Below are 22017 nucleotides of genomic sequence, written 5' to 3' on the forward strand. Positions count from 1 at the left end.
TCCGCAGTACTGTTGGTCGGTGTACGGCCCGCGGGGCGGCCACGATGATCGAGGGTGGGGTATGGCTGGAACTACGCCGATGGCACCGATTACCGAGCACGGGATAGCCGGGGTCCGGTGCGCGGTCTACGACAGCGAACCGGCCGGCCGCTCGGAGGCCGTGGTGTTCGTGCACGGCAATCCGGGCCCGATGGACGATTGGGCGGAGCTGATACCCGCGGTGGCGGAGTTCGCGCGGGTGATCGCCATGGATCTGCCGGGGTTCGGGCGCTCGGAGCGGCCGCGCTCGTTCGAGCACAGCATCGCCGGGCATGCACGGTTCCTCGGCCTGCTGCTCGACGAACTGGGTGTCGAGCGGGCGCATCTGGTCCTGCACGATTTCGGCGGTCCGTGGGGACTGCGCTGGGCGCTGGACCATCGCGACCGGCTGGCCGGGTTGACCCTGATCAACACCGGCGTGCTCGACGGCTACCGCTGGCACCGGTACGCACGGATCTGGCAGACCCCGGTTCTGGGTGAGCTGTTCCAGTTGGTGAGCAACAAGCGCGCCATGCACGCCGCCCTCAACCGCGACAATCCTGTCCCGCTGCCGCACTCCTATATCGACCGCGTCGACCGCTACGCGGACCGGGCACACAAACGCGCAGTCCTCGACCTCTACCGAAACTCCCGCGACCCGAGCAGCGCCTTCCCGGAAATGCACTCGGACATTGCCGGAAAAGAGAGCCTGCCGGTCTGTGTGATCTGGGGCGACGGCGACCCCTACATTCCCGTCCGGTTCGCCCGGCAGCAGCGGAATTTCTTCCCCGAAGCCGAAATCCACATCCTCGAAGGCCTCGGTCATTGGCCGTTCATCGATGATCCGCAGGCAGTTCTCACTCCGCTGACGGCGTTCCTCCGCGCGAGCGTGCGCGCATGATGCGGCGTCAGGTGCAGGACGGGCCGGCGGAAACACCGTCGCGACGGCCTCGTTGAAGAAACGGCTCGCCGGATTCACGAGCATGGCGAACGCCGCGGACGGGCGTGCGGAGATCGACGCTCTCTTCGGAGAGGGCAGGCCGGACGACGGTATTCACGCCGTGCAGGGCAGGTGAACCGGGGCCGCGCACGGCCGCGGCCCCGGGTTGCCGGTCAGGTGAGCGCCGGGAGGACCTCGCGTTCCAGGAGTTCGATACCGCTGGTGTCGTAGGCCGCCTCCGGGAAGTTGAAGATGGCATAGCCCAGGCCGCGATCGCGGACGGCGGACAGTTTCTCCACGATCTGTTCCGGGGTGCCGACGGCGGCGCCGCCGTCGGTCAGGTTGTCGATATAGGCGCGTGCCTTCTCCGCGCCGAGGACCTGGGCGATCCGCGCCGCGGTCTCGGATTTGCGCTGCTCGACTTCGGCCTCGGTGGCGCCGATGACGACATTGAAGTTGGCGCTGCGCACAATGGCGTCGAAATCGGTGCCGACGTCGGCGCAGTGGTCGCGCAGGATCTCCGATTTGCGGGTGAACTCCTCGGGGTTACCGGCGAAGTTCGTGTAGTTGGCGTATTTCGCGGCGATCCGCAGGGTTTTCTTCTCGCCGCCGCCGGCGATCCACAATGGGATCCCGCCTTCCTGCAGCGGTCGGGGTCGCACGATCGCGCCGTCGACCTGGTAGTACTTGCCGTCGAGGGTGGCGGTGCCCGAACTCCACGCCTGCCGGAAGATCTGCACGCCCTCGTCGAGGCGGCCCAGCCGCTCCCCGGCGGTGGGGAAGCCGTACCCGTAGGCCCGCCATTCGTGCTCGTACCAGCCGCCGCCGATACCCATCTCGGTGCGGCCGCCCGAGATCAGATCGACGGTCGCCGCGACCTTCGCCAGATAGGCCGGGTTGCGATAGCTCATCGCCGTACACATCTGCCCCAACCGCACCCGGGACGTGGTGGCCGCGAAGGCCGACATCAGGCTCCACGCCTCGTGGGTGGCTTCCTCGCTGGGCTCCGGGACCGTGTGGAAGTGGTCGTACACCCACAGCGACTCCCACACCGGGTTCGCGTCGGCGCGGGCCGCGAGCCCCCGCATCACCTCCCACTGTGCGGCGGGGTCGATACCTACCAGATCCAACCGCCAGCCCTGGGGGATGAAGATTCCGAAGCGCACAGCACTCTCCTCAGTTGTCGGGCCCGCGGGCCACACGAGACATACCTCGGTCTCCACTCTGTCGCCCGATCGCTGTCCGGGCAACGATTCGGCGCCCGGCGCGCGTAATGGGCGCGAGGGCCGACCGGCGACCGATCTCGATATCGAGCCGGCCCTCGACTACGACGTAGCGTCACGCCGCGGGCACACCGCCGGCCGCGGGTGTCGTGGATGTTCAGCCGAGCCGGTAGAAACGCCAGAACCCGAAATCTTCGATGGGCAGCACATCGAATTCCGGGAAACCGGCCTCGAGCGCATAACCCCGTAAGGTCGCGGGCCGCATCACCGTGCCGGTTCCCACGCTCGGTGGGCTCGACATCCCGTCGGGCAGGCAGACGAACAGGCTGAAGCCGTACATGAGCCGTTCCAGTTCGTCCCCGCCGGGCGCGAACTCCGGCGCGACCGCCTCGTCCATCACCACCATCATCCCGCCGGGCCGCAGCGCCCGGCGCACGGACGCCAGTACCTCGACCGGACGGGGCATATCGTGCACGCATTCGAACGCGAACGCGATATCGAACCCGCCCGCCGCCAGCTGCCCGGCATCCGCCACCACGAAATCCGTCCGATCCGCAACCCCTGCCGCGGCGGCATTGGCGAGGGCCATCCGTACCGACGGCGCGTCGATATCGACGCCCTGCACCCGGGCCGCCGGATAAGCGCGCGCCAAAGCGATGGCCGACCAGCCCCCACCGCAGCCGACGTCGAGTATCCGTGCGCCCTCGGCACGCAGGACGCTCGCCACCTCGGGAACCCCGTTCAACGCGTCCGCGAGCCGGTGCTCGTACCAGGGCCGGTTACCGTCGGCCTGCGCCTCCCGCGCGTCGTCGCCGAGATCGTCCCAGCTCACCCCGCCACCGGTGCGATAGGCCTCGAGGAGTTTCGGCAGCACCGGCCCGGTGGCGCCGAACAGCCGGCTGAACGGTGCCAGGTAGTCGAGGCTGTTCTCATCGGTGAGCACTTCCGCGGTCCCGGCCGGGATGGCGAATACTCGCTCGTCGGCGGAGCCGTCCCGGTGCACGGTCAGCAACCCCGTCACCGCCTGCTGTTCCAGCCACTCCCTGGCGTACCGCGGATGGGTCGCGGTGCGCTCGGCCAGTTGCGTGGCTGTCGCCGGGCCGTCGTCGGCGAGGCTGCGATACCAGCCCAGCCGGTCGCCGACGAAGATCGCCAGCATATCGACGGCGCCGAGGACCGCATGGAAAACCCGGTCGGCCACGGCCGTCGCGGAAGCCCTGTCGGTGTCCATGCCGCCACTATCCTCCGCCACCGGCATCCTGTCAGCTAACCGGAGGCGGTGACCCTGCGGCGGCCGGACGTCGGACCATCGCGCAACCGCGTGGCGGTCGGCTCGATTACCGTGCCGAGCCCGCGATGCGAGGACTTCGCACCGGAGAGAATGCGGCAGGATGCGGGTGGTGCCGTGGACTTTTCCGGGCGAACATCCGCCGGTCCGCTGTTATAGTTCAGCATCATCCGGCCGCCGGAATCGTTCCCGGGAGGAGTTCGACCGCGGCCGAAGTCGGTTCGATCGGGAGGGAAGACCTGTTGAGCGTCGCCGAAGGTTCGACCTTCGCCGGCTATCGGATCCAGCGCCGCCTCGGCAGCGGGGGTATGGGCACCGTGTACGCGGCTATCCATCCGCGGTTGCCCCGGACGGACGCGCTGAAGGTGCTCTCCGATTCCCGCGCCGGCGATCCGGAGTTCCGCACCCGATTCCTGCAAGAGGCCGAACTGGCCGCGCGAGTACAGCATCCGAATCTCGTGGCGGTGCGCGACCGCGGGGAATCCGAAGGCCGGCTGTGGATCGCCATGCAGTACGTGGAAGGCGTGGATCTGCGGGAGCTGATCCGGCGCGGACCGCAGGTGCTCGATCCCGCCCGCGCCGTCCGGATCATCACCGAGGTCGCGCAGGGTCTGGACGAACTGCATCGGGCGGGACTACTGCATCGCGATGTGAAACCGGCCAATATCCTGGTCACCGAACAGGCCGACGGAACAGACCGGGCCCTGGTCACCGATTTCGGGATCGCGCGGACTGCCGACGACGCCGAGACGATCTCGGGATCCGGTGGGTTCGCCGCGACCCTCGCCTACGCCGCGCCCGAACAGTTGCGCGGGGATCCGGTGGATCGGCGCGCCGATATCTACGCCCTCGGCTGCACCCTCTACCAGATGCTCACCGGCAGTGTGCCGTTTCCCCGGCACAGTCCGGGCTCGGTGCTCTACGCGCATCTGCACGAGCCGCCGCCGCAGCCCTCGCGGGTGAATCCGCGGGTCGCGCGGGCCTTCGATCTGGTGATCGCCAAAGCCATGGCGAAGCGTCCGGAGCATCGTTATCCGAGTTGCGCCGCGCTGGCCGCGGCCGCGGCGACCGCGCTGGCGGCGCCGGTCACCGCACCGGCCGGGCCCCGCACCCGGCCGCGGCGGGGCCGGGTGCCGGTCGCGCTGGCCGGTCTGCTGGTTTTCGCGGTGACCGCGGCGTTCCTGTGGTCGTGGACGAGCGAGCCGGCGGTTTCCCGGGCGGTCGAACCGGTGGCCGTGACCGCGGACCCGGCGCACTGGGGCGGCTATGCCTATATCCCACAGACCTTTCCGGAGTTGCTTCCGCCCTGGCCGTACGGGGCGGGCTATCAGGACCTGTCGAACTGCACCCCGCAGAGCGAGGACTACGAAAGCCTTCCACTGGACGGCTCGGTCGCGGTGGCCCGGCTGTTGTGCATCGGTGATCGGGACCCGGTCGAATCCGTCGAGATCGTCTGCAACGCCGATCGTTCCCCGATCGGCCTGCAATTCCCGCCCCGCCGCCCGGAGGGTGACGAACATTGGACGCGTGCCAGTGGTACGGGGCATGTGTTCTGGGGGAGTTCGTATTTCGCACCGGCCGGAACCGATACCGGTCCCCGGTGGTGGGGCGTGCTGGAGGTCTACTTCGACGATCCCGGTCGTAACTTCTGCCGGGTGGAGGTCGTGGGTGAAGGCCCCAGTGGGCGGGTCCTGCTGGAGAGGTGGTGGCCCGATGCGCCGCTGTAATCGCCCGGGCAGCACGGGAATCGCCGCGGTACTGCTGGTTGCCACCCTGCTGTCGGGATGTGCCGGGCGCCCGGCCGACGCGATCGATCTCGCCACGCTGGACACCGGCGCCTACGGCGTCGAACCGCTGGAGGTACCGGACAGCGGCGATCCGCGCCGGGGCCACATCCTGGAATCGGTCCGGATGGCGGAATTCCTCATCGACCCGGTCGAGGTGGACCCGGTACTGCGCAGCTCCGCCGATGCCGTGGGGCTCCTACCGCTACCGACGCCTGCCAAGGTCGCCTCGGTTGTGCTCGCCGAGCAGGTCGGTGACGTACTCGAACGGCACGGAATGCTGGCCGGTGCCGTGGTGACCGGAGCCGATATCGACCCCGAGATGTACAACCCCGCAATAGGCTCGACGCGGGCTCTGCTGGTGCTGGTGATGCGCTTTCCCGATTCCGGGGCGGCGCAGCGGGCCGCGCAGGAGATCGATGCGGTCGATGCCGCTGTGAACCGGGACAACGTGGCGGTCGATATTCCGGAGCACCCTGCGGCGCACGGTCATTGGCGTCCCGGGGTGCCCACCCTGGCGGCCTCGGCAGCCCACGAATCCTATGTGGTCAATGTCCTGGCCGGGGATACCACGCCCGATCCGGCGGTGCTGGGTGACCTGGCCGCACGGGCCATCGACGCGCAGATCCACCGGCTACGGGATTTCGTACCGACCCCACCCGACCGGATAGCGGCGCTGCCGCTCGACCCGGAAGGCCTGGTCCGCCGGATGATTCCGCAGGCGCCGCGGCGCTGGGAGTATCCCGCGGTCACCGCGATGTCCGGACAGCGCACCGCCGGTTGGGCGGCCACGGCGCAGGTGAGCGGAGTGTCCTTCGGTCCACGGGCGACCTATCTGCGCAGCAACCGGAAAGAGCGCGGCGGCGTGGAGGCGAGCGCGGTGAGCGGTTTCAATCAACTTCGCCGATATTCCGATCCGGCGGCTGCGCGCACGGCGTTCGACGGGCAGGTCCGCTTCAATCTCGACGGCGGATTGCGTCCGGTCGAAGGGCCGGCGGGTGTTCCCGACGTGCGCTGCCTGGAGAGCTCCGATCTCGATCTGCTCTCCCTCACCCGGTTCGTCTGTCATGTGTACTACGACCGCTACCTCGTCACGCTGTTCGCCCGGGAAATAGGTAGCGCGCGGCAGCGGGCGGCGGCGCAATACGGTCTGCTGGTGAACGGTGGGTAGGCGATGACCGGAACATGGGCTCCCGGAACGGTGGTCGGGGGATATCGGATCGAGCGAGTACTCGGCGGCGGTGGGATGGGCACCGTGTACCTGGTCGCGCATCCCAGGCTGCCCCGGCAGGACGCGCTGAAGGTGCTGGCCCCTGAACACGGTGCCGATCCGGAATTCCGGGCCCGGTTCCTGCGGGAGGCCGAACTGCTGGCCCGGCTGGATCATCCGAATATCGTCGCCATTCGCGATCGCGGTGTGCAGGATGAATTCCTTTGGCTGGCCATGCAATTCGTGGACGGTATCGATGCGGCCGAACTGTTGCGCCGCAACCCCGGAGGTCTCGCGCCGGCGGTGGTGGCACATATAGCCCGGGAAGTTGCCCAGGGTCTGGACGAGGCGCACCGGGCCGGTCTGTTACATCGCGATGTGAAGCCCGCCAATATCTTGCTCGAACCACGACCCGGCGGACCGGATCGGGTGTATGTGACCGATTTCGGTATCGCGCGGCCGGCCGAGGGCACCTCGCTGACCGAGACGGGCACCGTCTTGGCGACGCTCGCCTATGCCGCGCCGGAACAGCTCAGGGGCGCGGCGGTAGATGCGCGCGCCGATGTGTACGCCCTCGGCTGCACCCTGTACGAACTGCTGGTCGGCACCAAGCCTTTTCCTCATGGGGACGCTGTCGCGGTGATGCGCGCGCACTTGGCGGAAACACCGCCGCGCCCGTCGGTGGCCGATCCGCGCCTACCGGTCGCGGTCGACGAAGTGTTCGCGACCGCGCTCGCCAAGGATCCGGCGCACCGCTATCCGTCGTGCGGTGCACTGGCCCGGGCCGTGGCCGAGGCGATTTCCCCGGGTACGGCCGGAACTCCGCCGCCCGCCTCGAAGAATCACCCGGCCGCTTCGCCGGATCGGCCGTTCGTACCGCGACCGCTGCCGGACCTCACCCCACCGCCACCTGCCCGGCGTTCCGCTCTGCTCCTCGCCGGTGCCGCGGTCGCGCTCGTCCTGGTGGTCGTGGTCGGGGTGGTGGTGCTGAGCGGCGGCGGTGATCCGCCGGGGTCCGAGGGGACCGCCGCCGGCGTCACCACCCCGACGGTGGCCGGGCCGGGCCCGGCGACCTGGGGTCAATACAGTGCCGTGGTCGCCGAGTTCCCCGATCTGCTGCCACCGGCACCGATCTCCGGCGGATACCAGGGGCTGCGCTGTGAACCGGTGAATCAGGAGGCGGTCCGGATCGAGATATCGCAACCACTGGATTCCATGATCCGCCTGGGCTGTGACGGCAACAGGGATCCGCTCGTCGTGCTGTCGGTGCTGTGCAATGCGAACCGCACCCCCACCGGTATTCGTGCATTTTCCTATATGACGAACGTCCGCGAGGAAGCCTGGGAACGGCCGTCCGGACGTGGCCGTTTGATCTGGGGTGACAGCCGGCTCGACAGCGGTAGGCAGGTCGGGGACCTGCTGGTTCAGTTCGACGATCCCGAGCGGAACTTCTGCAGTCTGCTGGTGTCGGGCGGGGCCTCGGGACAAGAACTCGTGGACCGGTGGTGGCGTGATGCACCGGTGTGATCGAGGGGGAGAGGTCATGATGCGATACCTCCGCCGGGCGCAGGCAACGGTTTCCGAGGAGGCGCCATGACCGGCGCCGGCGAAGTGACCATCGCCGAGATGGTGCCGGGTGGATCGCTCGACGGTACGCGGACGGTCCGGATCGTGGCCGAGATCGCGCGTCAGCTGGCGGAGTACCGGCGGGCCGGACATCCGGCACCCGGGCTGGATATGACGCATATCCTGGTCGCCGAGCAGCCCGGCGCACCCGATACGGTGCGGCTGGCGCCGTTGGCGGCCGTTCCCCGTTATCGTGCGCCCGAACAGCTCGCGGGCGGCCCGGGGGACGAGCGCGCAGATGTGTACGTGCTGGGTTGCGTCCTGTTCGAGATGCTCACCGGCCGAGAACCGTTCCCACCAGGCGATGCGGCTGCGGGCGCCGCACCGCCTGCGGTCACCACCGTGAACCCCTGGGTACCGGCGGCTTTCGATACGGTTGTCGCGAAGGCGCTGGCTGCCGATCCCGCCGGGCGCTATGCAGATGGCGCCGCGCTGACGGCCGCAGCGTCGGAGGCCGCGACGCCCCGGCCGGATACCGGACCGCCACCGGTAGACCGGCGGCGGCGGATCGCCGTGTATGTGTCGGTTGCCGTGGTGGCGGTGCTGATCGCGATTGTTGCCGTGACGGTGGTGCGCCGGCCCGCCGCACCGCCGCCGAGTGCCGCGGTGAGTACGGAAACCCGATCCCCGGAACTGAAGGCGGCACTATGGGGTTCGTACGTGTTCGTCGCCGATGCTTTTCCGGATCTGCTGCCCGCCTCGGTGGACGGGGTCGGCTATCAAGACCTGCTCGAATGCCGGGCGGTCGACAAGACGCTGCAGACGGTGTCGCTCTACGACCCGCCGGTGGTGGGCGCGGTGGCGTGTTTCGGCAATTACGACCCGGTGGTGCTCGTCATCGCGACCTGCCGGGCCGATCTGACACCGATCGACCCCGAGCCGCACCCCTGGGATGTCACCGGACAAGAACGCTGGACACGGCCGTCCGGGTCGGGCCGGCTGGTCTGGGGTGAGATCGACACCGTCGGCGGTGAGCGGCGCGGCCGCCTCGATGTGCTCTTCGACGATCCGGGCCGCGACCACTGCCGGCTCGAAGTGAACGGTGTCGGGACCGGTGCCCAACTCCACGATCGGTGGTGGCCCGATGCACCGCTCTGATATCCGAACCCACCGGGTGCCGGGTGCCGTCGCCGCGATACTCCTGGCCGCCGGAATCCTCTCGGGGTGCACGGTAGACGGGAATCCTGTGCCGTCGTTGCCGGACCCGGCGGCCCTCGATACCGGCCCCTACGGCCTCGAACCGCTGGTTGCTCCGGACAACCACAACGAGAAACACGGACGCATTCTGGAGTCGATGCGACTGGGCGAGGCGGTCATCGACCCGGTGGAGGCCGATCCGAGCCTCACCTTCGGACTGGGCAACACCGCTTCTGTCCCCATTCCGACCCCGGCCGCGGCCGGTTTCCTGGCGCGCCCCGTGCGCGCGGTGCTCGAGCGGCACGGAATGCTCGCCGGCTTCTCCGTAGGCGGAATGGACCAGGGGATCAAGCCCGAGCTGGCGGTGGGCCGGGCCCGGCTGCTGACCGTTCAGCTCCTGCGCTTCCCCGACGACGAATCCGCGCGGCAGGCCGCCGCCGAGATCGATACCACCGACGCCGCGGTGAGCACCGACAATGTGGGCATCGAGATCCCGAATCATCCGGATGCGCACGCGCATTGGCGCCCGGCCGTGCCGACACTGGCCGCCGGTCTCGCGCACGGGCCGTTCGTCATCAGCGTGCTGGCGGGCCATACCGCCCCCGACGCCGCGGTGCTCACCGGTCTGGTGGACGCGGCGTTCACCGCCCAGATACGCCGGCTGGCGGATTTCGTGCCGACTCCACCCGATCGCATCGCCACCCTGCCTCTCGACCAGGACGGTATGCTCGCCCGCCTGCTCCCGGAGGCGCCCGGTGTGTGGCCGTATCCGGTGGTGGTCACCGACCGGAGCGACCCGAATGCCGGCTGGCGGACCGGGTTCGACGTCCGCGGGGTGGTGTACGGTCCGCGCGCGGGTCTTCGCTGGGGTGAGTGGGAGAAAACCGGGGAGGGCCGGGGACTGGTGCTGGCGGTGAACGGCCCACATCAGCTGGTGCGGCATCCGGACGTGGTAGCGGCCCGCAACGGTTTCACCGATACCGGCGAGATGGAGGCCGGCGAATCCGGTGTCGCCGCGGCCCCGGCACCGTTCGGGCTGCCGGATGCCCGCTGCCTGGAATCACTGACGGTGCCACCGCACCAGGCGCGGTTCGCCTGTCGCGTGCTGTACCGCGAATACGAGGGGATCGTCTTCGGCCGGACGATCCGCGACACCCAGCAGCGCGCCGCCGCCCAGTATGTACTGCTGGTGCGCGCCGATCAGGCGGACGAGTGACCGACCCCCGGCCCGGCAGCGTATTCGCCGGATACCTGATCGAACGCGTCCTGGGTGGTGGCGGTATGGGGACGGTGTACCTGGCGGCGCATCCGCGACTGCCCCGGCACGACGCGATCAAGGTGCTGTCCGCCGAACACAGCGCGGACCCGAACTACCGGGCGCGGTTCATCCGGGAGGCGGAGCTCACCGCGCGGCTGAACCATCCGAATATCGTCGCCGTACACGATCGCGGTGTCGAGGACGGCCGGCTCTGGATCGCCATGCAGTACATCGCGGGTACCGATGCGGCGGCCCTGGTGCGCGCCGGGATCCACACCGATCCGCGACGGGCGGTGCAGATCGTGGTACAGGCGGCACGCGGGCTCGACGAAGCCCACCGCGCCGGGATGGTGCATCGCGATATCAAACCCGCGAACCTGCTGGTGGATTCGACTCCGGGGCGCCCCGACCGGGTCCTGGTCACCGATTTCGGGATCGGCCGGTCCGCGAGCGAATCCACCGCGCTCACCGAAGAGGGCGCGGTCCTGGCGACCCTCGCGTACGCGGCGCCCGAGCAGCTGCGTGGTATGCGTGTCGATCCACGCGCGGATATCTACGCGCTGGGTTGCACCCTCTACGAATTGGTGACGGGGGCCAAGCCTTTCCCGAGGCCCACCCCCGCCGCGGTGATCAATGCCCATCTGTCCGATCCGCCGCCCCGGGCGAGTGCGGTGAATCCCGGATTACCGCCGGAACTCGATCTCGTCATCGCGCACGCCCTGGCGAAGGATCCCGATCACCGCTTCGGCAGTTGCGGGGCGCTCGCCGCCGCCGCCGAGGCCGCGCTGTCGGGAATCCGGCCCGCCGCGCCGCTACCGGGGAACCGGCACGGTGGCACACCCACGCCGGATATCACCCGCACCCCCGCCGTACCCGATTCCTGGCACGGTACAACCGCGCTACCGGACGGCAGCTCCGCCGACCCATGGCGGTATCCCCCCGATCCGGGGGCCGGAACCCGTGGGGCGCAGCGCCGCCGGTCCGGCCGAGCCGCGGCGGTGCTGGGTGCGCTGCTGCTCGCGCTCGTCCTCGTCGTGGTGATCGTCACCGTATCGACCAGGGACGATGCGGGCACGGATACGGCGGCCTCGCCGGCCACGACATCCACCGCCGCTACCACGACCTCCGTTCCGCCGGTGGCGGGCTGGGGTAGCCATACGTATATCGCGCAGGCATTTCCCGGTCTGCTACCGGCAGCTCCGGAGGAAGCCGGGTACGGCGGGATCCGCTGTAGCGCGGTCGACGGCGATCGCCGGCCGGTGGATGTGAGCCGGCCGGCGACCGGCGTGAACCAGCTCTCGTGCAACGGTGACAAGAACCCGCTGCACGTCCTCCGGGTGCACTGCAGCGCGAATCGTATCGCGATGCCAGAACCCGGCTTGACCGGCGATGTGACACCTACCGGCCGGGAGCACTGGGAACGGAACTCGGGGACCGGGGAAATCGCCTACGGTGATCTGCCCGCACCGGACGGCACCCCGTCGGGTGGTCTGGCCGTGCGCTTCGACGGCCTCCGGGCGCACTGCCTGCTGCGCGCCTTCGGCGGTACCTCCGGCCGGGACCTGGTCGACCGGTGGTGGGCCGCGGCGCCGATCTGACCTCCGGCGCCGGTCGCCGCACAGTTCCCACGGACACGCCCGGGAGTATGAAACGCCGTGTGACGAACGTTGCGATGCGGACATCCCCCCGCGGGGATGTATCCTGCACAGGAATGCGTTCGCATTCATTGACTATTGATCCGGATGAGCGGCGCGCCCCAGCGCGCGGCGGCTACCGAGTAGGAGGTGGTGTTGCAATGCGCAGCGAACCTCCCAGTCGAAGGCCGCGCGGCGCCGTCCGTCCGCGTTTCCGCTAGCAACTGCTGCCGGCGGAGCGGCCCGGCTCGGCGCCTCGCGGTGTGACTTCACTCGAATCACTCGCAAATCAACGCTGTGCCGAGGACCTCTCATGTCGCAGATCGAACTCATCGAAGCGCCGACGACGCTGTCGGAATCCCTCCAGAACGTGGTCGAAAGCCACCGCGTGGATGCCGCGCTGCATTGGCTGGACAATCATCCGCCGCACGTCATCGCCGACGAGCTCGCGCGCATGGACGCGGTCGAGGCCGGGGTGGCGTTCCGGCTCCTGGACAAAGACCTGGCCCTGGCGGTGTTCGAGGAACTCGAACCCGTCGACCAGCAGCAGATCCTGCAGGGCCTGCGCGATCAGAGCTTCCGCGAACTCGTCGAGGGGATGGCCCCCGACGATCGCGCCCGCATGCTGCGCGAAGCGCCCGCCAAGGTCGCCAAGAAGGCGCTGGCCGGGCTGAGCCCGCGCGAGCGGCGGATGACCGCGGCGCTGCTCGGCTACCCGGAGGGGTCGGTCGGGCGGTACATGTCGCCGGAGGTCGTGGCGATCCCGGGGACCCTCAGCGTCGCCGACGCGCTGCGCACCGTGCGCGCGAAGGGCGCCAACGCCGAAACCGTGTACACCCTGCCCGTGGTCGATGCGGGCCGCCGGTTGCAGGGCATCGTCGAACTGCGGGAACTGGTGCTCAGCGGTCCCGACACGATGGTCGCGGAACTGGTGGTCACCGAACCCGCGTTCGTCCGCGCCACCGATTCGGCGGAGAAGGCCGCGCGTCTGATGCGCGAGACCAACGACATCAACCTGCCGGTCGTCGACAGCGAGGATCGGCTGGTGGGCCTGCTCACCATCGACGACGCGGTCGAGGTGATCGAAGCGGCCGACAGCGAAGACGTCGCCAAGCAGGCGGGTTCGGCGCCGTGGGAAGGGCACTACATGGCGGCGGGAGTTTTCCAGCTCGCCCGCTACCGCGCCCTCTGGCTGATGCTGCTGCTGGTCGCGGCGACGCTCACGGTCAGCGTCACCGGTTTCTTCGAGGCCACGCTCGAACAGGCCGCCCAGCTGGCGCTGTTCATTCCGTTGCTGATCGGCGCCGGTGGTAACGCGGGTGCCCAGGCCGCCACCGCCTGTGTGCGCGCGGTCGCGGTGGGCGAGGTGCGCGGCGGCGACCTGTTCAAGGTGATCTGGCGGGAATGCCGGGTGGGCCTGGTGCTGGGTTCGATGCTGTCCCTGGTCGGCTTGGTGATCGGCGGACTGTTCGTCGGACCCAAGGTCGCGGTGGTCGTCGGGATCACGCTGATCCTGATCTGCGGCTGGGCCGCCACCATCGGCGGCACCATGCCGCTGCTGGCCAAGCGGCTGCGCATCGACCCGGCCGTGGTGTCGGCGCCGATGGTCACCACCCTGGTGGACGCCACCGGCCTGATCATCTACTTCACCACCGCGAAACTGGTTCTCGGCATCTGAGTTCTTCCCGGCTACGCAGCCTTGTTGAGCCTCGCCGCCGCATCGAGCGAGGGCCTCGCGGTTCACGCGTCCGGTGGCCGATCGGACGCGAGTAGGCTGGTCAGCACTGTGCTCCGTCGACCGAAGGAGTGCGAAATGGAGTGGCTCCTCATCGCCGCCGTGGTCGTGCTGGTGATGTTCTTCCTGGTGTGGCGATCCCGGCAGAGCAAGGAACGCGCCGCGACCGAACTGGCCGACGCACTCGCCGATGCCCGCCAGGTCAACGAACGCCTCGGCGGCCAGGTCTACAGCCTCACCGGTAGCAATATCGCCGCCCAGCAGGCACTCGCCGACGCCGCGGAACGTCATACGGCGGCCGGTTCGCAACTCGACCAGGCCCGTAGCCGGGCTCAGGCGCGGCTCGCGAAACAGACCGCGGTCGAGGGCATGTACTACATCCGCGCCGCACGCACCGCCATGGATATGGACCCCGGCCCGCCGGTACCGGAACTCGACGGGCAGGCAGCGGCCGGCAAGGTCACCGAAGACCGGGTGATCGACTTCGAGAACCGCAAGGTCGCCGCCTCACCGCAGCCCTCGTCCGAGACGCCCAACTACTACCCGGGCGGCCGCGTCGCCGGACGACCCGTTCCGGCGGGCTGGTACTCCGAACCCTGGTGGCGACCGGCGATGATCGCCGGCGCCTGGGGTGTGGGGTCGGCGTTGCTGTTCACCTCCCTGTTCTCCGGTATGGCCGGTGTCGGCTACGGCGCCGGCGGCTTCGAAAGCGGGTACGGCGAGGGCTTCCAGGACGGCCTGAACGCGGGCGACCAGGGCGCCGGCGGCGACAGCTGGGGCGGCGATTCCGGCGGCGACTGGGGTGGGTTCGACGGCGGAGGTTTCTGACGTTGTAGGCACTGCCAGGGGGCGCCTACCGCCTATTCACCGCATAATATGCGGTGAATAGGCGGTAGTATCACCGCATGGCGCCCGAATACCGGAGGTACATCTGGCAGCATGCCGAGTGGCCGGCATTCGGGTACGACGCTGCGCGATTGGCGGCTCCGCTCGCGGAGGTCGCCCATCAGCAGGGCCGGCTACTCGGCCGCCTCGCCGAGACCGCCGAAACTGTGCAGGACGAGGCAAGCCTGGCCGTGCTGACCCAGGACGTGGTCAAGACCAGCGAGCTCGAGGGCGAACTGCTCGATGTGGCCTCGGTTCGATCATCTCTCGCACGTCACCTCGGTGTGGAAATCGGCGCGCTCGCGCCCACCGACCGGCATGTCGACGGCGTGGTCGAAATGGTTCTCGACGCCGCGGCGCATCATGACCGCCCGGTCACCGCGGAACGGCTGTTCGGGTGGCACGCCGCGCTCTTCCCGACCGGATACTCCGGCAGAACCCGGCTCACGATCGGCGCCTGGCGCACCGACTCGTCCGGACCCATGCAGGTGGTGTCCGGCGGTTACGGCCGGGAACGCGTGCATTTCGAGGCGCCTCCCGCGGCGCGGCTCGATACCGAGATGCGAGAGTTCCTGGACTGGGTGAACGCCGACGCCACCGAGCCTGCGCTCGTCAAAGCGGGTTTGGCGCATCTGTGGTTCGTCACCGTTCACCCCTTCGACGACGGAAACGGACGCATCGCCCGCGCTGTGGGCGACCTGTGGCTGGCCCGCGCCGACCACAGCTCCCGCCGGTTCTACAGTCTGTCCGCGCAGATCCAGCGAGACCGAGCGGCGTACTACCGGATTCTCGAGCGCACGCAGAAAGGGACACTCGATGTGACCGAGTGGCTCATCTGGTTCCTCGAAACTCTGCATCGCGCCATCCAGCACTCGGACGCGACGGTCGACAAGGTCCTCTCGAAGGCCCGGTTCTGGCGCCACTGGCAGCCTGTCCCGATGAACGACCGCCAGATCACGATGCTGAACCGGCTCCTGGACGGATTCAACGGCAAACTCACCAGTCGGAAGTGGGCGACCATCACCAAATGCTCCCAGGACACCGCACTCCGAGATATCAACGAACTCGTGGATCTCGGGGTTCTCGCGCGGTCCGGCTCCGGCGGCCGCAGCACCTCCTACGACCTGGTGCGTCCGAACTGAAAGATCTTCGATCAGCGCGGATCGACGTCGACCGCCTCGCCGCAGTCGTCCTCCGAGCCGCCGAACTACTATCCGCGCGGCCGTGTCGCCGGACGACCGGTCAGTCCGTGGCCTTCGGATGGGTGCAGCCGCCCGATCACCCCGTTTCGGACTCATCCGGGATGGCCTTCCGGTACAGGGACCGGCCCGAGATCGCCTTCCGGTTCGCTGGTGAGGAGGTCCAGCAGGGCAGGATCGGCGTGTACCTCGGCTGTGTGCCGCCACTGCGCGAGCAGTGTTGCCACCGGCGCGAGATTCTGCAAGCTAGCTGCTCCTTGTACGACAGCAACCAGCTCGGTCAGAAACTCGTCCACGTCGTCATCGGGTAGGAAAACGACCCAGGGGAGCGCTTCGGGCAGTACCGCGCAGACGGCATCGCGATCCACCCGGCGAACGAGTCCGGCAAGAAGTCGTGCGGTGAAGTCGACCACCACGCCTTCGGAGTCGAGCTGTTCGACGCGCATCAAAGCCAGGTCGCCCGCATCTCGGCGGCGTAGTCGCAGTGCGCGAACCCGGTCCAGGAACCCGACGGTTACCGCAGGGCGGTGCAAAAGGTCGCTGAAGGGGACGATGTCGTAGGTCGCGCTCAAAACATCCACACTACCTCGGATGTCAATCGAGCTGGGCCGCCTGCCCGCGTGAAGCTCGGACGGCGTGGGGGCAAATCATCGCCATCGGAAAGCAGATCCGCCACCATCGAAAGGCAGTCCCGCTCATCGAAGCCGGTGACACCGGTATATCTGCCCCACCAGAGGATCGATCCGTGGTCTGGATCGAATTCGATCCAGAACCGGCGCACTGTGGGCATACCCGCCCTCCTCCCACGCACCGACGGCCGAGCGCTCGCCCCACGCTACCGGCGTCCGACGACTCGAGTTTCCCGACGAGATCGATCGGTCATCAGAGGTGGTAGACGCGGACGTCCGGAGCCGGCCAATGCCAGTTGACCGGGCCCCATTGCTTCTTCAGCGCGGTGCGATCTCTGGTGTAGGTGCGCAGAGCGTTTTCGACGGCACCCGGCAGATCGTGCAAGTCCTCGGGGGTCGGCATGCGCAGCACCAGGTGCTGCTTGTTGTGGACGAAAACCAGCTCACCGGCCGGGGAAAAGGATTTCAGGGCGAAATTGGTCAGGGGCTTGAAAGTCTTGGTGGTGGTGTCCAGCGCGCAGCGGAGCACGCCGTCTCGGGTCCAGGCGAAGAGACCGAAGTTGTTCAGGTGGAAGATGTGGCCGCGGTGCGGGTCGGCTACCACGGTGAAATGCTGACCTGGGTACGGGCTGTGGCGCCATTGATCCAAACCGGCCAGTTTCCCCCGCACCGCGCCGTGGTCGTCGAGAAGTAAGAATTCGAAGCTCCGTCCCCGAGTGGCACGACGGGTGAGTCGCTCGAATACGGGAACAACGAACAGATCGTCCGCGAGTACCGCCGGGCGGCCGAGTCCGGCCTCACCCCAGTCGAGGTAGCGGTGACCCGACGGCGATGTCAGCAGCTCGGTCAGCGCGGGCCGCGGGCGATTCGCCAAGCCCACCGGTGCGCCCTCGAACTGCACATGGGGCCGGAGGTCGTCGGTGCTCTGGTGGGCGGGCTCGGGGTCGAGCGAGGCAATCGCCCGGATCGTGGGCTTGTTGTCCGGGGTCAGCGATCCATCGGCGAGCCCGACGATATTCGCCTGGGACGCACCGTATCGGTTCGTGCCGTACTCGGCGGTGACGCACAACAGCCGGCCCGACGGGGTGACGTCGATCGAGCAGGCGAAGGGGTCGCCGGGAACGACTTCCTCGAAGGGTCTTCGGGCCGGTTCGGTGTAAGTCGCCAGGACATCGGTCAGGTGGGGTGAGATCAGCGCAGTGCGGTCCGGGTTCGCGTTTGTTGTGAGTGTGCCGCCGGGCAGTATGCAGAGGGTCTGGAGCAGGCCGTTCGCCGCAGTCGGCAGCGCGCCGCGAGGGTGTTCCGAAGCGGAGACCGCGATCGCGGCGACCGTACCCTCCGGGCTGTACCGGGTAAGGATGACATATCCGAAACTACTTGTTGGCGGATCACTTTCGGAGCCCGCATTCTGCACATACCGCCTCAGCCGGGACAGTGCGTACGTATCCCCCGAAGGGGAGGACACGACATCCCAGGTGATGAAATTCGAGGCCGGTGTATACGGTGCCGACAAATCGAATCGGTGCAGCTCGACCAGTGAACGCGGAATCGGCAGGGGGAGTACTGAACGCATGAACACATTTTCGCCCCACACCCACGATCGCCGATTTCGTGGAACAGCAAACGTAGGCTCCGTCAGCCCAGGCTGGTAACCACCTCCAGCGCGGCGACGGTGCCGCCGAACCACTGTTTGATCAGTCTCCACAAGGTCGGATAGGTGCCGTCTTCCTGTCGTAGACGCAGACCGAAGACGACCTTACCGAGCGTTGTCCGGATCAGTCGCTGGACGAATGTCCGGTGGACGAACGACGCGGCGATACCGGCGAACACACCCGACATGATCGGATTCCAGGGGGGTTCCGGGGAATGATCGAAGGTGTACCACACCGCCAGACCCACTGCGATGTGCGACAGCAGGTCCACCATGAACGCGATCGTAATCAGCGCGTACCGCAGCGACTTCGAAGTATACGAATACTCCCATCCACCGACCATGAGGCCGTCTGTGGCGCTTCTCGTACTGGTGCCGGCGCCCGTGGCGCCACCGGCACGTTTCTTGTGCCTCATAGGGTTCGCGGGGCGCCCGTCCGTAGGCACCGCACAACCGGCCGGCTCGGCGCGAGCGCCGGGAACCGGCGCTATGTTTCGCTGCGGCGTTTGATCAAAGTGCAAGACTGGAACTTTCGCTGTCAGGTGGTGGTTGTGGGAAGGTCACCGATGCCGCCATATCGAGAACCATCCCGCGGTATTGTGGTCCGGCTCCGGGGTCGGCGGTCGACAGCTCCACCACGGCGATCGCAGTGCCGTCTCGGGACGGCACTGTCGCCTCGATCTGGAACACTTCTGGCGCATCATCGGCTGCTGGATAGCTCGCGATTGCCGGTGCGATGTGCTTTGCGGTCCACTCGAAGTAGAGGACTGGGACTGTCGGCGTTTCCACCACCGCAAGCTTTCCCCGTGATTTCGTGGCGGCCTTGGTATGGATCAACTCACTGAGCACCAGCCTCGGATTCCGCTCTTCTCCGTAATCGAACGAGGAAACGGTCAACCAGGAGACAGCTATGCGCTCGATCTCCGATTCTGCCGTTCGGTGCAGACCGATACCGCTGTACAGGGTGTTGTTCGCGGCCAGTGTGGCCAGCATGAAATGTAGTGCTCCCAGTACATTCGGAACGTCGTTGCGAATGTGGCCCGGAACGGACTCGGTGATCATCGGGCCGGCCGTCTGCATGAGCGCGTCGAGATCGCCGAGCGGAATCTCGTTGTACCCGTGGGGGATTTCGATACCGATGGTCGGTGCACGGCGCAATTTGTTGTTCGGCATACCGGTGCGCTAGTCCTCCCCTCCGAGACCGGCCAGGTTGGTCACAGATGAACCGGCCCTGGACAGGATCGCCATCGCCGGCGCGGCGCTGGGCAATGGGGAGGTATCGGCTATATCGGCTACCTGCAGAACCTTATAGACCGGGGCAATCGCCGGAGCGCTCTGCGCCGCTGCGCCGAGAGCCGAATCGACCGGTACTGCCAGGCCTTTCATTACGATACCGGGATCGTGCGCACCCGCTTTCCAGGCATTCAGCATTCCCTCCATACGGCCGACATCGTCCAGCCCACGGATGCCGACCAAAGCAGTCTTGCCCAGGGCGGCGCCGCCGGGAACAACGCTGAGCGCATCGCCGCCCACGGTCAGCCACGCACTCATGTCACCGGACATAAGGCCCTCGCGGATCTGGGGATCAGTGAAATCGAGGGCGAGCGCCCCGGCGCCCGCGGCCAAGGACACACCGAGTGCGATCGCGGAAACCGGTGGTGGAGTGACCAGCGCGAGTAGCCCTGCTACCGAGGCGGTGATGGAGAGTGCGGTATGGATTCCCTCCCGGTGCTCGTCGATCCACTCGCCGATCGCCCCGATCGCATCCTTTATCTTGTCCCAGATGCTCTTGTCGGGTTCGCTCGGGGCGAAATCCTTCGCGGCGGCGTCTAATTCGGAAGCAATCCGTTTGGCGACGTTCTCGTGTTCGGTGGCCAGATCGCGGGCCCGTGCGGCGATCGAATCCTGGGTCCCCAACCAGTTGTCGAGCGCTGTGTTGGCCGCATTGACCCGTGCGGTTGCGGCATTGAGCCGGGTCTGTGCCGCCTGGAGTGCGGCTGGGTCGTCGAACACCTGGTTCGCCAAGCCGAGGTCAGGGTTGGCGTTCGCGTTCTGGACCTCCGTGACTGCCTTGTTGACCTCTGCGGCAGCGACCCCGGCTTCCTGGTCCAGCGCTTTGGCCTGGTCGCGGAATCCGACGAGGGCGGTGTTCCATTCCCCTAGGACTGTGACGGCGCGTTCAAGCGAACTCTGGGCGTAGCCCAGGTCTTGGGCGAGGGTGGCATCGAAGTGACTGCGGAACGCATCACCGGCTTCGCCCCGCCAGACCTCGTCGTTACTGTTGCGCAGCCGGGCGAGCAGGTCATTCGTTTCACGTACCGCATCGGCGGCGGTCTTGATCCGGTTGCTCAGACCGGTGACGTCGTCAGGAACGCCGGGGACTGGGTTGTAGCCGAGGTTCGGGTAGGGGTTGTGGGTCACGGCTGCCCCTGTTCAACTGCAGTGACCGGTGTCCCGTTGACCTGGCCGAGGGCGGCGGCCGTAGTGTTGTCGACCGCCTGGTAGGCGGCAAGGCATTGGTCTACTCCGTCCGCGGTGGTCCGTGAGAGTTCGCCGATGCGTTGCACCCCGAAGCGCCATCGCCGCTGGAAACTGTCGGCGGCGTCGTCGAGAGCCTGGGTGCCGATGCTCGCTGCTCCCACATCGGCCATCGCCTTCAGGGCATCTTCCAGAATTTGTTGCGAATTCCTGAGGCCAGTAACGGTTTTCGTCAATACATCGATATCGACTTGAAGTGGACTCGTCACCCGTCCCCCCATCTGTTCCTGCTGAGCCGACTGGCCGGACGATACCAGCTGGCACTCGGACGAATCAGTCTCACAGGTCGGGGCCTCGGCGCACGCCCGCCGAACCGGCAGATCAGTAGCGAGGCTTCGAGCCTTCCTACGTGCCCTGCGCGTCAAAGCGAAAGACCGACGCCGATGATGTGCGGGGCCGTCAACTTCTCCTGCAGGATCCGCGGATCGCGCCAGGAATCTGCAGGACGGGCCCTGGTTGAGGGGCGGGGGTTGTATCCGGGTATCGCCACGCCGTGACATTCCCGAGCGTCGGCCGGCCTCGGGCGTGCGGGTTCGGATGTCGCGACTGACAGCCGATGAGCGTATGTGCGTGCTCGTCCGGGTCGGTTGCGTGGGTTCGTGAGCGCCGGTAACGTTTGGGCGAGCCGGCAGCAGGGGGCGGAGACGCCGGTCCTCCCCGGAGTCGGACGAGTGGTGGTATCGGCGGTGGAGGTCGGGATGGTGACCGCGGGGAAGCGTAAGGCGTTCATCGCCCTGGTGGGCGGGGCGGTACTGGCGCTGACCGGGTGTGAATCGGCTCCCGAAGGGGAAGCGGCGGAGTCGACTCCCGCCATGGCGCCGGATGCGCCTACCAGCTATGACCCGTGCACGGATATCCCACAGGGTGTACTGGACTCCGAGAATCTCCGGAACAAAAACGACGATGACTTCAGCGGGGGCGGGGTCAAGTGGGAGGGGTGTGGGTGGGTGCAGCCAGATGGCTACGCGGTTGGCATCCAGACAACCAACCTCACACTGCAGATGGTGCGGGACAAGGGCTATCCCGGGACCGTTGAGTTCACCATCAGTGGTCGCAAAGCGATTACTTCGCAACGGCAGGAGACACACACCGATGCATCCTGCAACCTGAATGTTGAGATCAACGGTGGAAGTGTGGAATTCGGACTGAGTAACCCTCCATCAAATCGTAATACCGGTCACCTCGATACTTGCGCTTTGGCTCGGGGCCTAGCCGAGAAGGTAGTACCCACAATTCCGGCTGGTGTGTGATCGCCTAGGTTT

The 22017-nt window shown here is 67.6% G+C and carries 20 protein-coding genes; 11 read left to right on the forward strand and 9 right to left on the reverse strand.

Going from position 1 to position 22017, the window contains the following annotated elements; all coding sequences use genetic code 11:
- Window positions 1–61: 61 nt before the first annotated feature.
- A complete protein-coding gene (locus ACQEVO_RS03805) occupies window positions 62–919 on the forward strand; it encodes an alpha/beta fold hydrolase (protein WP_432908914.1) in 858 nt (285 codons plus the stop codon).
- A gap of 212 nt (window positions 920–1131) precedes the next feature.
- Here the strand turns inward: ACQEVO_RS03805 and ACQEVO_RS03810 are convergent, their stop codons facing one another.
- Together ACQEVO_RS03810 and ACQEVO_RS03815 are read right to left on the reverse strand one after the other, a co-directional pair.
- The gene (locus ACQEVO_RS03810) at window positions 1132–2124 is read right to left on the reverse strand and encodes an LLM class F420-dependent oxidoreductase (RefSeq protein ID WP_432908916.1); all 993 of its coding nucleotides are present in this window, start codon (window positions 2122–2124) and stop codon (window positions 1132–1134) included.
- Window positions 2125–2338: 214 nt separating this feature from the next.
- The gene (locus tag ACQEVO_RS03815) at window positions 2339–3412 is read right to left on the reverse strand and encodes a class I SAM-dependent methyltransferase (RefSeq protein WP_432908918.1); all 1074 of its coding nucleotides are present in this window, start codon (window positions 3410–3412) and stop codon (window positions 2339–2341) included.
- A gap of 299 nt (window positions 3413–3711) precedes the next feature.
- Here ACQEVO_RS03815 and ACQEVO_RS03820 point away from each other — a divergent pair, with 299 nt between their 5' ends.
- From ACQEVO_RS03820 to ACQEVO_RS03860, 9 genes are all read left to right on the forward strand, one after another.
- Window positions 3712–5196 carry a serine/threonine-protein kinase gene (locus tag ACQEVO_RS03820; protein WP_432908919.1) on the forward strand — a complete coding sequence of 495 codons (1485 nt, stop codon included), beginning with the start codon at window positions 3712–3714 and terminating at the stop codon, window positions 5194–5196.
- Window positions 5183–6424, forward strand: coding sequence for a DUF7373 family lipoprotein (locus tag ACQEVO_RS03825; RefSeq protein WP_432908921.1), 1242 nt, complete (start codon window positions 5183–5185; stop codon window positions 6422–6424). Before ACQEVO_RS03820 ends, ACQEVO_RS03825 begins: the two co-directional genes overlap by 14 nt.
- 3 nt (window positions 6425–6427) lie before the next feature.
- The gene (locus ACQEVO_RS03830) at window positions 6428–7990 is read left to right on the forward strand and encodes a serine/threonine-protein kinase (protein ID WP_432908923.1); all 1563 of its coding nucleotides are present in this window, start codon (window positions 6428–6430) and stop codon (window positions 7988–7990) included.
- A 66-nt stretch (window positions 7991–8056) separates the two neighbouring features.
- Window positions 8057–9187 (forward strand): hypothetical protein, encoded by a 1131-nt coding sequence (locus tag ACQEVO_RS03835; RefSeq protein ID WP_432908925.1) that lies wholly within the window; start codon window positions 8057–8059, stop codon window positions 9185–9187.
- Window positions 9174–10442 (forward strand): DUF7373 family lipoprotein, encoded by a 1269-nt coding sequence (locus ACQEVO_RS03840; RefSeq protein ID WP_432908926.1) that lies wholly within the window; start codon window positions 9174–9176, stop codon window positions 10440–10442. The genes ACQEVO_RS03835 and ACQEVO_RS03840 overlap by 14 nt, the downstream gene beginning before the upstream one ends.
- Window positions 10439–12082 carry a serine/threonine-protein kinase gene (locus ACQEVO_RS03845; protein ID WP_432908928.1) on the forward strand — a complete coding sequence of 548 codons (1644 nt, stop codon included), beginning with the start codon at window positions 10439–10441 and terminating at the stop codon, window positions 12080–12082. The genes ACQEVO_RS03840 and ACQEVO_RS03845 overlap by 4 nt, the downstream gene beginning before the upstream one ends.
- A 349-nt stretch (window positions 12083–12431) precedes the next feature.
- Entirely contained in the window at window positions 12432–13796 is a 1365-nt protein-coding gene (gene mgtE, locus ACQEVO_RS03850) for a magnesium transporter (RefSeq protein ID WP_432908929.1), read from the forward strand.
- 135 nt (window positions 13797–13931) lie between these two features.
- The gene (locus tag ACQEVO_RS03855; protein ID WP_432908931.1) at window positions 13932–14681 is read left to right on the forward strand and encodes a DUF1542 domain-containing protein; all 750 of its coding nucleotides are present in this window, start codon (window positions 13932–13934) and stop codon (window positions 14679–14681) included.
- A 77-nt stretch (window positions 14682–14758) separates the two neighbouring features.
- A complete protein-coding gene (locus ACQEVO_RS03860) occupies window positions 14759–15880 on the forward strand; it encodes a Fic family protein (protein ID WP_432908933.1) in 1122 nt (373 codons plus the stop codon).
- Window positions 15881–16032: 152 nt separating this feature from the next.
- Here the strand turns inward: ACQEVO_RS03860 and ACQEVO_RS03865 are convergent, their stop codons facing one another.
- The 7 genes from ACQEVO_RS03865 to ACQEVO_RS03895 all read right to left on the reverse strand — a co-directional run bounded on the left by ACQEVO_RS03865 (window position 16033) and on the right by ACQEVO_RS03895 (window position 20964).
- The gene (locus tag ACQEVO_RS03865) at window positions 16033–16509 is read right to left on the reverse strand and encodes a DUF6247 family protein (RefSeq protein ID WP_432908935.1); all 477 of its coding nucleotides are present in this window, start codon (window positions 16507–16509) and stop codon (window positions 16033–16035) included.
- On the reverse strand, window positions 16506–16727 hold the full coding sequence (locus ACQEVO_RS03870) for a hypothetical protein (protein ID WP_432908936.1): 222 nt from the start codon (window positions 16725–16727) through the stop codon (window positions 16506–16508). Before ACQEVO_RS03870 ends, ACQEVO_RS03865 begins: the two co-directional genes overlap by 4 nt.
- Window positions 16728–16819: 92 nt before the next feature.
- On the reverse strand, window positions 16820–18139 hold the full coding sequence (locus ACQEVO_RS03875) for a hypothetical protein (RefSeq protein ID WP_432908938.1): 1320 nt from the start codon (window positions 18137–18139) through the stop codon (window positions 16820–16822).
- A 62-nt stretch (window positions 18140–18201) separates the two neighbouring features.
- Window positions 18202–18492: an RDD family protein gene (locus ACQEVO_RS03880; protein ID WP_432908940.1), complete on the reverse strand. Its 291-nt coding sequence runs from the start codon at window positions 18490–18492 to the stop codon at window positions 18202–18204.
- A 235-nt stretch (window positions 18493–18727) separates the two neighbouring features.
- Complete coding sequence (locus ACQEVO_RS03885) at window positions 18728–19390, reverse strand: hypothetical protein (protein ID WP_432908941.1); 663 nt, start codon at window positions 19388–19390, stop codon at window positions 18728–18730.
- Window positions 19391–19399: 9 nt separating this feature from the next.
- Window positions 19400–20638 carry a hypothetical protein gene (locus ACQEVO_RS03890; protein WP_432908943.1) on the reverse strand — a complete coding sequence of 413 codons (1239 nt, stop codon included), beginning with the start codon at window positions 20636–20638 and terminating at the stop codon, window positions 19400–19402.
- Window positions 20635–20964 carry a hypothetical protein gene (locus ACQEVO_RS03895; RefSeq protein ID WP_432908945.1) on the reverse strand — a complete coding sequence of 110 codons (330 nt, stop codon included), beginning with the start codon at window positions 20962–20964 and terminating at the stop codon, window positions 20635–20637. The genes ACQEVO_RS03890 and ACQEVO_RS03895 overlap by 4 nt, the downstream gene beginning before the upstream one ends.
- A 462-nt stretch (window positions 20965–21426) precedes the next feature.
- Here ACQEVO_RS03895 and ACQEVO_RS03900 point away from each other — a divergent pair, with 462 nt between their 5' ends.
- On the forward strand, window positions 21427–22005 hold the full coding sequence (locus ACQEVO_RS03900) for a DUF3558 domain-containing protein (RefSeq protein WP_432908946.1): 579 nt from the start codon (window positions 21427–21429) through the stop codon (window positions 22003–22005).
- Window positions 22006–22017 lie beyond the last annotated feature (12 nt).

It is taken from the genome of Nocardia sp. CA-290969 (genome assembly GCF_050936135.1).
In the GTDB taxonomy this organism is placed as follows: Bacteria; Actinomycetota; Actinomycetes; order Mycobacteriales; family Mycobacteriaceae; genus Nocardia.